Origin of the sequence: Sinorhizobium saheli (genome assembly GCF_001651875.1) — a bacterium.
GTDB classification, from domain to species: Bacteria; Pseudomonadota; Alphaproteobacteria; order Rhizobiales; family Rhizobiaceae; genus Sinorhizobium; species Sinorhizobium saheli.
In genome coordinates, this window is the sequence record NZ_LNQB01000073.1 from 92,096 (window position 1) to 104,180 (window position 12,085).

At 65.6% G+C, this 12,085-nt stretch carries 17 protein-coding genes; 9 read left to right on the plus strand and 8 right to left on the minus strand.

Annotated features, from left to right (window positions below; all coding sequences use genetic code 11):
• Position 1 precedes the first annotated feature (1 nt).
• Genes pip through cysS form a run of 5 tightly spaced genes read right to left on the minus strand, consistent with a single transcriptional unit; the run spans position 2 to position 3,860 of the window.
• Positions 2-964: a prolyl aminopeptidase gene (pip, locus tag ATB98_RS13865; protein WP_066874559.1), complete on the minus strand. Its 963-nt coding sequence runs from the start codon at positions 962-964 to the stop codon at positions 2-4.
• Positions 961-1,461, minus strand: a complete 501-nt coding sequence (locus ATB98_RS13870) for a GFA family protein (RefSeq protein ID WP_066875560.1) — start codon at positions 1,459-1,461, stop codon at positions 961-963. The genes pip and ATB98_RS13870 overlap by 4 nt, the downstream gene beginning before the upstream one ends.
• Complete coding sequence (locus ATB98_RS13875; RefSeq protein ID WP_066874566.1) at positions 1,458-1,937, minus strand: GFA family protein; 480 nt, start codon at positions 1,935-1,937, stop codon at positions 1,458-1,460. The genes ATB98_RS13870 and ATB98_RS13875 overlap by 4 nt, the downstream gene beginning before the upstream one ends.
• Positions 1,937-2,416, minus strand: a complete 480-nt coding sequence (locus tag ATB98_RS13880) for a GFA family protein (protein WP_066874568.1) — start codon at positions 2,414-2,416, stop codon at positions 1,937-1,939. Before ATB98_RS13880 ends, ATB98_RS13875 begins: the two co-directional genes overlap by 1 nt.
• 43 nt (positions 2,417-2,459) lie before the next feature.
• A complete protein-coding gene (gene cysS, locus ATB98_RS13885; protein WP_066874570.1) occupies positions 2,460-3,860 on the minus strand; it encodes a cysteine--tRNA ligase in 1,401 nt (466 codons plus the stop codon).
• A gap of 392 nt (positions 3,861-4,252) precedes the next feature.
• On the opposite strand from cysS, the gene ATB98_RS29490 reads away from it, so the two are divergent.
• Complete coding sequence (locus ATB98_RS29490) at positions 4,253-4,402, plus strand: hypothetical protein (protein ID WP_167354076.1); 150 nt, start codon at positions 4,253-4,255, stop codon at positions 4,400-4,402.
• Positions 4,403-4,518: 116 nt separating this feature from the next.
• Here ATB98_RS29490 and ATB98_RS13890 read toward each other — a convergent pair whose 3' ends face one another.
• Positions 4,519-5,289, minus strand: a complete 771-nt coding sequence (locus ATB98_RS13890; protein ID WP_066875561.1) for an SOS response-associated peptidase — start codon at positions 5,287-5,289, stop codon at positions 4,519-4,521.
• A 61-nt stretch (positions 5,290-5,350) separates the two neighbouring features.
• Here ATB98_RS13890 and ATB98_RS13895 point away from each other — a divergent pair, with 61 nt between their 5' ends.
• From ATB98_RS13895 to ATB98_RS13930, 8 genes are all read left to right on the plus strand, one after another.
• On the plus strand, positions 5,351-5,818 hold the full coding sequence (locus tag ATB98_RS13895) for an NUDIX hydrolase (protein ID WP_066874572.1): 468 nt from the start codon (positions 5,351-5,353) through the stop codon (positions 5,816-5,818).
• Complete coding sequence (locus tag ATB98_RS13900; protein WP_066874575.1) at positions 5,815-6,270, plus strand: TIGR02301 family protein; 456 nt, start codon at positions 5,815-5,817, stop codon at positions 6,268-6,270. The genes ATB98_RS13895 and ATB98_RS13900 overlap by 4 nt, the downstream gene beginning before the upstream one ends.
• A gap of 158 nt (positions 6,271-6,428) precedes the next feature.
• Entirely contained in the window at positions 6,429-6,698 is a 270-nt protein-coding gene (locus ATB98_RS13905) for a hypothetical protein (RefSeq protein WP_085939040.1), read from the plus strand.
• 14 nt (positions 6,699-6,712) lie between these two features.
• Complete coding sequence (locus tag ATB98_RS13910; protein WP_066874577.1) at positions 6,713-7,465, plus strand: hypothetical protein; 753 nt, start codon at positions 6,713-6,715, stop codon at positions 7,463-7,465.
• A 64-nt stretch (positions 7,466-7,529) separates the two neighbouring features.
• A complete protein-coding gene (gene ygfZ / locus ATB98_RS13915) occupies positions 7,530-8,378 on the plus strand; it encodes a CAF17-like 4Fe-4S cluster assembly/insertion protein YgfZ (RefSeq protein WP_066874579.1) in 849 nt (282 codons plus the stop codon).
• On the plus strand, positions 8,375-8,983 hold the full coding sequence (locus ATB98_RS13920) for a YfbR-like 5'-deoxynucleotidase (RefSeq protein WP_066874581.1): 609 nt from the start codon (positions 8,375-8,377) through the stop codon (positions 8,981-8,983). The genes ygfZ and ATB98_RS13920 overlap by 4 nt, the downstream gene beginning before the upstream one ends.
• Position 8,984: 1 nt before the next feature.
• The gene (locus ATB98_RS13925; RefSeq protein ID WP_066874583.1) at positions 8,985-9,524 is read left to right on the plus strand and encodes a tyrosine phosphatase family protein; all 540 of its coding nucleotides are present in this window, start codon (positions 8,985-8,987) and stop codon (positions 9,522-9,524) included.
• Positions 9,472-10,488 (plus strand): NUDIX hydrolase, encoded by a 1,017-nt coding sequence (locus ATB98_RS13930; protein WP_066874585.1) that lies wholly within the window; start codon positions 9,472-9,474, stop codon positions 10,486-10,488. The genes ATB98_RS13925 and ATB98_RS13930 overlap by 53 nt, the downstream gene beginning before the upstream one ends.
• 46 nt (positions 10,489-10,534) lie before the next feature.
• Here ATB98_RS13930 and ATB98_RS13935 read toward each other — a convergent pair whose 3' ends face one another.
• Positions 10,535-11,053, minus strand: a complete 519-nt coding sequence (locus tag ATB98_RS13935) for a superoxide dismutase family protein (protein ID WP_066874587.1) — start codon at positions 11,051-11,053, stop codon at positions 10,535-10,537.
• 98 nt (positions 11,054-11,151) lie between these two features.
• Positions 11,152-12,054 (minus strand): carboxylating nicotinate-nucleotide diphosphorylase, encoded by a 903-nt coding sequence (gene nadC, locus ATB98_RS13940; RefSeq protein ID WP_066874589.1) that lies wholly within the window; start codon positions 12,052-12,054, stop codon positions 11,152-11,154.
• Between the last annotated feature and the right edge of the window lie 31 nt (positions 12,055-12,085).

Sequence of the window (12,085 nt, forward strand, 5' to 3'; positions counted from 1 at the left end):
GCTATGCGGTCTTGCCGGCAAACTTGTCGGTCGCGCGGATCAGGCGATCGAGAATGCCCGGCTCGGAATAGGCGTGCCCCGCCCCCTCGATCAGGTGGAATTCCGCCTCTGGCCAGGCCTTGTGCAACTGCCAGGCATATCGCGCCGGGCACGGCATATCATAACGCCCGTGCACGATCACGCCCGGTATGCCATGGAGCTTGTGGGCATCGCGCAGCAACTGCCCTTCCTCGAGCCAGCCGGCATTGACGAAAAAATGGTTTTCGATGCGGGCAAAGGCATGCGCGAATTCCTCTTCCTCGAAGTGCGCGCTCGTCGAAGGCTCCGGCAGCAGCGTGATCGTCTCGCCCTCCCAGATGCTCCAGGCCTTGGCGGCCGCAAGCCGCGTCGCGCGATCCTCGCTCGTCAGGCGCCGGTGATAGGCCCGCATCATCTCGTGGCGCTCCTGCGGCGGGATCGGGGCGATGAAGCGCTCCCATTTATCGGGAAACATCTCCGAGACGCCGAACTGATAGTACCAGTCGAGTTCGGCCCTGGTCAGCGTATAGATGCCCCGGACCACGAGTTCGGAAACGCGCTCGGGGTGCGTCTCCGCATAGGCGAGCGCCAGCGTCGATCCCCAGGAGCCGCCGAAAACCAGCCATTTGTCGACGCCTGCCAGTTCCCGCAGCCGCTCGATGTCGGCGACGAGATGCCAGGTCGTGTTCGCCTCGATCTCCGCATGCGGCGTCGACTTGCCGCAGCCGCGCTGATCGAACAGCGTCACGTCGTAAAGCGCCGGGTCGAAAAGCCGGCGATGGTTCGGCGAGATCGTGCCGCCCGGGCCGCCATGCAGGAAAACGGCCGGTTTCGCGCCGGGGGTGCCCGCGCGTTCCCAATAGATCACGTGGCCATCGCCGACATCGAGATGGCCGGACGCATAGGGCTCGATCTCGGGATAGAGCGTACGCAATTGAGAGCTCACGATAGTTCTTCCTCGGGCGGCCAATGCACCGTGTCGTAGTCCGGATGCTGGCGGTTGGATTCAAGGACGGTAAGATGTCGCTCGGCAGCCGCTTCGCTGCCGTCGTCCGTCTCCTTTTCGGGCAGCCGCGGCAGATGCGAGAACCAGTACATCCGCGACTCGACGCCGGACTGATAGATCGGCTGCACGTCATCCGGATCGTCGAGCGAACCGAGCGCGATGTTCAGGAAGCTCGCTTCCGGCATGTCGTAGAAGAGCGGCGTGCCGCAGCGGCGGCAAAAGCCGCGGCGCGCGAGGTCGGACGAGCGGAACCAGGCCGGCTCGCCGCGGGTGATGCGGAAGTCCTCGCGCGCGATATTGGCGAGCGGCAGGAAATAATTGCCTGCCGCCTTCTGGCACATGCGGCAATGACAGATATGCGGATCCTCGAGCGTGCCCTCGGCGCGGTAGCGCACGGCGCCGCATTGGCAGCCGCCGGTAAAGATACGCCGGATCATCTCGCCCAGACTCCGGCCGGCGGCCACTGGTCGGTCTCGTGGTCCGGATGCTGGAAGGAGATGATCTGTTCCTGCCGCGCGTAATAATCCGAGTCCTCGTGGACCGGCTGCTCGAAGATCGTTTCGACCCAGGGAAGCCGAGCCTGGTAATTGACCTGGATCTTCGGCGCGAGGTCGGACCGGTCGTCGAAGGCGCCGATGGCGATTTCGAGACCGCCGGGATGGCGATAGGTCAGCGGCGTGCCGCATTTGCCGCAGAAGCCGCGGTCGATATTGACGGAGGACTGGAAATAGCTCGGCTCGTCACGCGTCCACTCGACCCCGTCCTTCGGCGCCGTCACCAGCGCGGAAAAGAACGAGCCGAACTGCTTCTGGCACATTCGGCAATGGCAGATCGACGGGCGCCCCAGCTCCCCATGAATGCGGAAGCGAACGGCGCCGCACTGACAACCTCCTGTTCGCACAGTCTCGCTCATCATCTCTCCTCCGGTGGCCAGGTTTGGGTGTCGTGGTCGGGATGCTGGTAGGACACGAGATCGGCGAGGAACGACGTCGCCTCCGTGTCCGCCATCGTCTCTTCGCCCGGAAGCTCGGGCACATGATCGACATAAGGCAATTTGGCCTCGATGCCCCATTGGATCGTCGGGACGATGCCCTCCGGCCGGTCGAAGGCCGCGATCGCGAGCGCCATGCCGTCCGGCGCCTCAAAGGTCAACGGCGTGCCGCAATTGCCGCAGAAGCCGCGCCACACGGCATTCGACGACTGGAACCTTTTACGCCCGCCGCGCGTCCAGGTGACCTTCGCCCCGCGCACGGAAACGAGCGGCAGATAGAAGTTGCCGCTCGCCTTCTGGCACATGCGGCAGTGGCAAACGGAAGCGTCGCCGAGCTTGCCTTCGACGCGAAAGCGGACGGCACCACATTGGCATCCGCCCGTATGGATCTCATCAGCCATGTTCGTCCTCCTCGTTCCTGCTGGCCGACGCCGGTCGTGACGGTCAGGCCTGTGACCGCTTCACCTCCCAGGTCGTCACACGCTCGCCGGTCTCCGGGTCCTTGCCGTCCTTGAGCTGGATGCCGCGCGCCAGGAGATCCGCGCGGATCGCATCCGCCTCGGCATAGTTCTTCGCCTTCAGGAGTTCGAGGCGGGCGCGCACGCGCCCATCGATCTCTTCGACGACCGCCTCGTCCAGCTCGATCTCCTTCGGCACGACGCCGATGAGCGCGGCGCTTGCGGCGAAGGCGCCGAGATACTTCGAATCGGCAGCGGCTTTCTGCGCCAGGGCATGCAGCGCCTGGATCGCCGCCACCGTGTTGAGATCGTCGGCAAGCGCCGCGACGATCGCCGGCTCCGCCTCGCCCGTCGCATCACCGGGCACCGGCCATTTGGACAGGAGATGCTCGGCCTCCTCCAGCCGCTTGACCGAAAAGTCGATCGGCTCGCGATAGTGCGTCATCAGCATTGCCAGCCTCAGCACCTCGCCCGGCCACTTGCGGCCGCCGAACTTCTCCGTATGCAGAAGCTCGTAGATGGTGATGAAATTGCCTTCCGACTTCGACATCTTGCGGCCTTCGACCTGCAGGAAGCCGTTGTGCATCCAGACATTCGCCATCACGTCGGTGCCGTGGGCGCAGCGCGACTGGGCGATCTCGTTCTCGTGGTGCGGGAAGATCAGATCGATCCCGCCGCCGTGAATGTCGAACACCTCGCCGAGAAAGCGCCCGCTCATGGCGGAGCATTCGATGTGCCAGCCGGGACGACCCCGGCCCCAGGGGCTGTCCCAGCCGGGCTCATGATCCTCGGACAGCTTCCAGAGCACGAAGTCGCCCGGGCTCCTCTTGTGGGCCTCGACGGCGACGCGGGCACCAGCCTGCTGCTCTTCGAGATTGCGCTTCGACAACTGGCCGTAGTCGGCCATCGACGTCGTGTCGAACAGCACCTCGCCCTCGGCCTCATAGGCATGGCCCTTGGCGATGAGCTTTCCGATAATCTCGATCATCTCGGCGATGTTCTCGGTGGCGCGCGGCTGCACCGTGGGGTCGAGGCAGCCGAGGACGGCGGCATCGTCGAGAAACTGCGTCTCGGTCTTCTCGGTGACGCGCCGGATCGCCTCGTTCAGGGGCAGGCCGGGATAGTCGCGCAGCGCCCGCGCATTGATCTTGTCGTCGACGTCGGTGATGTTGCGGGCGTAGGTGACGTGATTTTCGCCGTAGACGTGCCGCAGCAGCCGGAAGAGAACGTCGAAGACGATGATCGGCCGCGCATTGCCGATATGGGCATAGTCGTAGACCGTCGGGCCGCAGACATACATGCGGACGTTTTGCGGATCGATCGGCCGGAAATCGGCCTTCTCGCGCGTCAGCGTGTTGTACAGCTTCAAACTCGGCATTCCGCCCATCCCAAATCTCCAAGCCTGCATGCAACCACCGGAATATGCGCCCGGATAGCGCCCCGCACGTTTGTCATCTTGGATTTCTGGAGACGAAAACGGCCAGGCCAGCGGAGCGCTAGCGAATAATCTTCCGGCAGATAATGCAGATAACCGTTTTCATGGCGATCCTTATCGCGCGTCGCTCCGCGCCGGTCAAGAGGCGAGGCGCACGCAACCACGGCGGCCACGGATTTGTCATGATTTGGCTTATCTGACATCGCGACGAGGGAAGGCGATTCGCGAATGCAGCCTCAGGCTGCGTCGGATCCTGTTTCCCGAGGAACAACGGGGACATCGTTTTCGTTCAAAATACGAAGAAGAAAAGTTCTCAATCAGGGAAACACCAAGGAACACATGCGATGAAGCCCCCAAAAACCGCCGAAACGAAGCCGCCCGCAACCGATCTCCTGGCGCAATACCGCCCGCTCGGCCTCAAAGCCGTGCTCGCCGCGGCGCTGCAGGCCAAGGTCAAGCCGGCCGGTCGCAAGCACGTCAAGCGTTCGGCTTGAGCACTTAAGGCGCATTTGCCCTCACCCTAACGCTTCCCGATCGGGGAGAGGGATTTGGGGCGGTGCCGGCAGGCGGATGAGAGGCCATTTCGACCTTCCCGCACCACAAGCCAACCCTAAAACAGCGACATCTGCCCGTCGTCGTCCCGGTCGCCGGCACTGCCTTTCCTTGCGGCTGGCGCGACCGGCTCGACCTCGTCCAGAAGCTCGGGCCCGGTGTTGGCGACCTTGTTCACCTTGTCGGACACCGGGATCGCCTCGAAGTAATCCTCAGCGGCCGGCACCATGAGTCCGGTGACGTCGCGCGGCTCCTGGGTCCTGCAATCGAGCCAGCGGGCGAAGTCTTCCGGCTGGATCACCACTGGCATGCGGTCGTGGATGGGGCGGACGGTCCGGTTTGCGTCGGTCGTCAGGATCGCCGCCGTGTCGACCTCCGACCCGTCGGGGGAAGACCAGGTCTCCATCAGGCCGGCGAAGGCGACGATGCCGCCCTTCTTCGGGCGGACCCAATAGGCCTGGGAGGGCTCGCGGCTGCCTTTCGGCGGGCGGCGCCATTCGTAGAAGCCGGAGGCGGGCACCAGGATGCGGCGGTGCCGCATCGCCGCGCGGAAGGCGGCCTTGCCGATGGCGGTCTCGGCGCGGGCGTTGATGAGCAGAGGAAATTTGCGGGGGTCCTTCACCCAGCCCGGCGTGAAGCCCCAGCGCACGAGAAGCGCCTTTCGCTCCGGCAGGTTGCTGCCGGGCTCCGCCCGGTCCGAGGCGACGATCACGATGATCGGCTGCGTCGGCGCGATGTTGAACCGTGCCGGAAAGTCCTCCGCCTCCAGCAGGCCGAACAGTTCGATCAATTCTTCCGGCGTCGCCGTCAGCGCAAATCGTCCGCACATGACATCGATGTGGCACTTCGCATAGGATGGGTCAACGACCGATCTGGATCTGGACACTGAAATGCCGAGCCAACCCGAACCTGCCTCCTCCGCCATCATCGAACGGGAGGGGCGCTATCTCCTGGTCCGGCGGGCCAATCCGCCATGGGCGGACATGTATGCCTTTCCCGGCGGCAGGGCCGAGCCCGGCGAGACGCCGGCGGAGACCGCCTTGCGCGAGCTTGCCGAGGAGACCGGCATCCGCGGCCGCAACCCCCTGCCCTTTGAAACCTATGACCTGCCCGCGAAGGAGCCCGGCGGACGCCACTTCCTGCTCTCGGTCTTCACCGTCGAGGCGGATCCCGATACGGTCGCCGTCGCCTGCGACGATGCCGCCGGCCTCGGCTGGTTCACGCCGGCGGAAATCTTCGCGCTGCCCGTTCCCGACAGCGTTCGCGACTGCGTGGCGAAGCTGCACGGCGTCCCGGTGGAAGACCCTTCCGGCGGCGGCCTTGCAACGGACGACGATTCGGATTTGATAGGCCCATGATCAGCGCGCCGTTCTCGTTCAGGCTTCTTTTGTCGGGTTTTCTCCTCCTCGTCGCGGCGGGCGCGGTTGCGCAGGAGACGGCGCCCGATGCACAATCGCCGCAGGAGAGCGTGCAGAGCCCGCCTCTCCCGGCCGCGGAGGAAAAGGCGACGCCCTATGATCAGCGGCTGATCCGCCTCGCGGAAATTCTCGGATCGGTCCACTACCTGCGCAATCTGTGCGTCGGCCGGCCGGAGGATAGCTGGCGCCGCTCCGTGCAGGAATTGATCGACAAGGAGACGGCCGACGAGCCGAGGCGACGCGAGCGCCTGACCGCCGCCTTCAACCGAGGGTATAGGACCTTCGCATCGGTCTATACAACCTGCACGGAACCGGCGACCCTCGCCGAAGCGCGATACCGTGCCGAAGGTGCAACACTCGCCTCAGAAATCATCGCCCGCTTTGGAAATTAGGGATAAGTTAACCTCTTTTGTAGGCAGCCCGTGTCGTTTCGGGAAAAGGCTGCTAAGTTCGTTAAGAGAGTGGTAAGAAGTGACCGGCCTTTCCGCCCGTTCAGTCCCGGTTCAGCGGAGAGGGTCCAGGTTAGCCGAGCGCATGTATTGGAAGCTGCATGGAACGAATGATGGAACCCAGCCTGACAGACATCGATGACATGATTGTCCATGAAAAGATGCAGGCGGCCCTTGAACATCAGAACGAGGCTTGGGCCGACGGCATGGCGGACGGCATCGAACCCGAGATCATCGCCGATGCGGCAATCGCGCTGGCCATGCGCGAGACGATCCGGCTCCATGGCGAGGAAGGTGCCGAGGCCATGCTGAATTCGCTTCGCGAGCGCATGCTTGCCGGCGAGTTCTCGCCACAGCGGACAATCCAGTAACGTCAGGACTTCCCATGAGCCGGAACCTTGCAAACCGGGTCCTCCCGGTTCGCCTCGTTACGTTGCTGTTGGCGAGCGTGACGATCTGCGCGCCGGTGACGGCCGCACCTGCGCTGGCACTCAGCGAACTCCAGGGGGCTCCTGCGCCCGCTGCCGGTGGCGAGAACGCCGCGCCGGCCGACGAGCCCGACGGGGCCGCGCCGGAAGAACAGGCTCCGCTCGAAATCCCGATGCCCGACCCGCTGGTCGACAAGGCGGCCGGCGCCGAGGGCGACGAAGGTGCCGCGCCGGAAGTGCTCGAGCCGGTCGAAGTGCTGACGGACGTCGCCAAGATCCCCGCCCCCGTCGCCCGCATGCGCGAACTGATCGTCGAGGCCGCCGCCTCGGGCGACATAGAGCGCTTGCGGCCGCTGCTCGGCAAGGGCCCGACCCAGACGCAGGTTGCTGGAACCGGCGACGAGGACCCGATCGCGACGCTGAAGGGGCTCTCCGGCGACCAGGACGGCATTGAAATCCTCGCGATCCTCCTCGACGTCCTGTCGACCGGCTTCGTCCTGGCCGACAAGGGCACGCCGGACGAGGCTTATGTCTGGCCCTATTTTGCCGAAAAGCCGCTGGCATCGCTGACACCGCCGGAGAAGGTGGAACTGTTCCGGCTGGTCACCGCCGGGGACTTCGCCGGCATGGAAGAACTGGGCAATTACAATTTCTATCGCGTCGGCATCACGCCGGACGGCCGCTGGAAATTCTTCATCGCCGGCGATTGAAGCACGCTTGCCGATCAACGGCGGACATCCTACCTCTTTGCGTAAAGAGAACAGGATTCGACTTATGCCCCAGCTTTGCCTCGACGACCGCGCCGTCGTCCGCGTTTCCGGCAAGGACGCCGAGCCGCTTCTTCAGGGCCTGATCACCACGGATATCGGCGCGCTGGCTTCGGACGAAGCCAGGCCCGGCGCGCTGCTGACGCCGCAGGGCAAGATCCTGTTCGACTTCCTGATTTCCCGCGATGGCGAGGCCTTGCAGCTGGAGACGTCCAGCGACCAGGCCGAGCCGCTGCTCAAGCGGTTGAGCATGTACAAGTTGCGCTCGGCGGTGGAGCTTTCACTGCAGTCGCCGGCGGCGGTGGCGGTCACCTTCGATGAGGAGCGGCCTCCCAAGAGCTATCGCGACCATCGGTTTGAAAAAGCCGGGACTTCCGTTTTCCGCCTCTATGGCGATACGATCGCCTCGAACGCGGGGCTCGCCGATCTCGACCGGCTGCGGATTTCGGCCGGGGTCGCCGTTTCGGGCCGCGATTACGCCCTGCAGGACGCCTTCCCACATGATGTGCTGATGGATCTGAACGGCGGTCTTTCCTTCCGCAAGGGCTGCTATGTCGGCCAGGAAGTCGTCTCCCGCATGCAGCACCGCGGCAGCGCGCGCCGCCGGGTCGTCATCATTGCCGGCGAGACGCTCCTCCCGCCGACGGGCACGACCATTGCCGTCAACGGGCGGCCGATCGGCGCGCTCGGCACCGTGCAGGACAGGGCAGGCCTTGGGATCGTGCGGATCGACAAGGCGGGCGAGGCGATTGCCAAGGGCGAGGCCATCCTTGCCGGCGACGTGCCGGTGACCTTGACGCTGCCGGGCTGGACCGGCCTCGCCTTCCCGAGCGAAGCCGACGAGGCAAGCGCATGATCAATGCACGCGCCTGGCAGCGTATGCTCTCCGGTCGGCGGCTCGATCTTCTCGACCCCTCGCCGCTCGATGTCGAACTGACCGATATCGCGCACGGGCTTGCCCGCGTGGCGCGCTGGAACGGGCAGACCGCCGGCAACCACGCCTTCTCGGTCGCCCAGCACAGCCTCCTCGTCGAGGATATCTTCCGCCGCACCAACCGCTGCAACGCCGAGGACTGCCTGATGGCGCTGCTGCACGATGCGCCGGAATATGTCATCGGCGACATGATCTCGCCGTTCAAGGCGGTCGTCGGCGGCGGCTACAAGACGGTGGAGAAACGGCTGGAAAGCGCCGTCCATCTGCGCTTCGGCCTGCCGCCGCATACCCCGAGGGAGCTCAAGGAGCGCATCAAGAAGGCGGACCGCGTCGCCGCCTATTTCGAGGCGACGGAGCTTGCCGGCTTTTCGGCGGAGGAGGCCCGCAAGTTCTTCGGCCAGCCCCGCGGGATCACGCGCGAGACGCTGCTGATCGACCCGCTGCCGGCGATCGAGGCGCAACGGCTCTTCGCGGCCCGCTTCGATGCGCTTGAAACGGAACGCGCCGAGACGAGGCAGGAGGCCTGACATGGCAGGCATCGTCGTCTCGCCGCTCGCGCGCATTGCCGAAATGGCGGTCCGCCACGGCTGCCGGGAAATGCTGAGCCTGCTCGCCAGGGGTCAGGATTTTCACCGTCCCGCAGTGATAGACCAGGCGAAGCATCTGACGCTCGGCGTCAACGACATCAGCTTTGCCGGAACGGGCGACCTGATCGCGCCGCAGGAGGAGCACGTCCGGCACATAATCGACTTTGCCCGCGATTGGGACCGCACGCGGCCGCTGCTCATCCATTGCTGGATGGGCGTTTCGCGTTCGCCCGCCGCAGCGCTGATCGCAGCCCTTGCCGTCGAGCCAGACCAGGACGACGACGCGCTCGCCAGGCGCTTGCGGCTTGCCTCGCCGTTCGCGACGCCGAACATGCGACTCGTGGAGATCGGCGACCAGGCCCTGTCACGCGAAGGACGGCTGGTCGCGGCCGTGCGGTCCATTGGCCGCGGCGCGGACGCGGACGGCAATGCCCCCTTCGTCCTGCCGCTCCGTCCGGAGAAGGCGCGACATGCCGGTTGAAGGGCAGCCGGTCACGGTCGAGATCGGGCTCAACGCCGTCATCGTCGCCGTCGTCAACCGCAGCCCGCGCATTCTCGCCGCCAGCGAGGCGGACGCGGACACGCGCGACAGCCTGCCCTTCGGACCCTTCGACCCGGCGCATCATCGCACTTTCGAGGCCAACCTCCGCGCCCATGTAGAAAAGCAGACCGCACTCAAGCTCGGCTATATCGAGCAGCTCTATACGTTCGGCGATCGCGGGCGCCAGCGCCTGCCGGGAGAAGAAGGCAAGCACATGGTCTCCGTCGGCTATCTGGCGCTGACGCGCACGGACGCCGAGGACAACGAGCGGCTGGCCGAGGCCGGTGCCCATTGGCGGGACTGGTACGGCTACCTGCCCTGGGAAGACTGGCGTCAGGGACGGCCCGCGATTCTCGACCAGACGATCCTGCCGGCGCTCGCGCGGTGGGAGGCCGGCCTGCCGGGCGATGAAAAGTCCGCCGTGCAGCGCCGGTCGCGCGTGCGCCTCGCCTTCGGACTCGACGATTTCCCCTGGGACGAGGAGCGCGTGCTGGAACGCTACGAGCTGCTCTACGAGGTGGGGCTGGTGCGTGAGGCCGTGATCGACGGTCATTGCCGCAATCCCGACAACCCGGCGATCGGCCTGGCGATGCGGCATGACCATCGCCGGATCGTCGCCACTGCCGTCGCGAGACTGCGCGGCAAGATCAAATACCGGCCGGTGGTCTTCGAGCTGATGCCGCCGGCTTTCACGCTCACGGACCTGCAGGCGACCGTCGAGGCGATCTCCGGCCGTCATCTGCACAAGCAGAATTTCCGCCGCCTCGTCGAAGGGGCGGAACTCGTCGAGCCGACCGGCGAGACGCTTTCCTCCACCGGCGGGCGGCCGGCAGCGCTCTTCCGCTTCCGCCGGCAGATCCTCGACGAGCGGCCCGCCCCCGGCCTCAAGGTCGGCGGGCGTTGATCCCTGCTTCACGGAAAAACAGCTGCGCACTGTTGCGCGACCGGCATTATTTCACGACCGCACAGGCGAGGCGGTCACCGGCGTCGCCGGCCGGCTGGCTGCGATAGTCGTCGGAGTGCGCGTGAATGACGAGGGCGCGGCCGCGAATTGCGTTTCCCTTGTCGTCAAGCGACAGGAAGCCGTTGAACAGTTGAGCGCGAAGGACGCCATCGGCGCCCACATAGTGATTCGGGAAGTCGCCCGCATGCGGGCCATCGGAGGCGAGGAAGCCGTGTTCGGCGTTCTCGTCCTCGCCGGCAAAATGCTTGCCCGCGGACTCGAAACCTTCCTTTGCGTCGCAGCGCCCGTTCTCGTGAGCATGGAAGGCGACCCAGGTGTTCTTCGGCAGGTCGCTGATCTCCATTTCGATCAGCACGCCCTTCCCGCCCGCCGTCAAAGTGGCCCGTCCGATGTCGGTGCCGTCCTTGCCGATGAACTCGGCGGTGGCCGTCTGCGACGATTGCTGCGCCGAAGCGGAAGCCGCCATTGCCGCCACGCAGGCAATCGCGATCATCGTTCTCGTCATCGGAAGTCCCTCCTCATCCTCTCGGGCTGATGAGGGACAACGCGCGGCTGGCGGGGTCGTTCCGCCCCGGCGCGGCAAAGTTGCGGTGGCGCAGCTACCTAGATCGACACGTCCAGCCCGATGTCGAGCGTCGGCGCCGCCATGGTGATCTTCGAGGTCGAGATGTAGTCGACGCCGGTTTCGGCGATCGCCCGGATCGTTTCGATCTTCACGTTTCCGGAAGCTTCCAGCAGGGTCCGGCGCGGATCGGCCGCATAGTCGGCGGCGGCGAGGCCCCAATGTCCGGCGTTGATGGCGACCGCCTCGCGGAGCAGATCCGGCCCCATATTGTCGAGCAGGACCACGTCGGGTGCCGCCGTCAGCGCCTCGCGCAATTGCGCAACTCCGTCGACCTCGACCTCGACCTTGACGAGGTGGCCGCAATAGGCGCGCGCGGCGCGGATCGCACCGGCGACGCCGCCCGAGACGGCGATGTGGTTGTCCTTGATCAGCACCGCATCGTCGAGGCCGTAGCGATGATTGGAGCCGCCGCCGAGGCGGACGGCATATTTCTCCAGGGCCCGAAGACCGGGAATGGTCTTGCGGGTGCAGCAGACTTTTGCCGCCGTATGGGCGATCTCGTCGGCGAATTTCGCCGTGTAGGTCGCGATTCCCGAGAGATGCATGAGGAAGTTGAGCCCCACCCGCTCCGCCGAAAGCACGCCGCGGGCACGGCCGGAGATTTGAGCAATCGCCGTGCCGGGCGCCACGCGGTCGCCGTCCGCGGCGAGCGCCTCGAAGCGGATCGATGGATCGATCAGGCGGAAGGCCGTGCGCGCGAGCTCCAGCCCGGCGATCACGCCCGCTTCGCGGACGCTCATGTGCGCCGTGGCCGTCATGTCCGGGCCGATGGTCGCAAGCGTGGTGACGTCACCGGCGCGGCCGAGATCCTCCAGCAGGGCGGCTTTCACCTGCTCCTCGGCCAGAAGGGCGGGCAGTTCCGGGCGAAGAGCGGCGGTCATGTTGTCTTTCCTGCTGTTGAGGTCTCGTGAG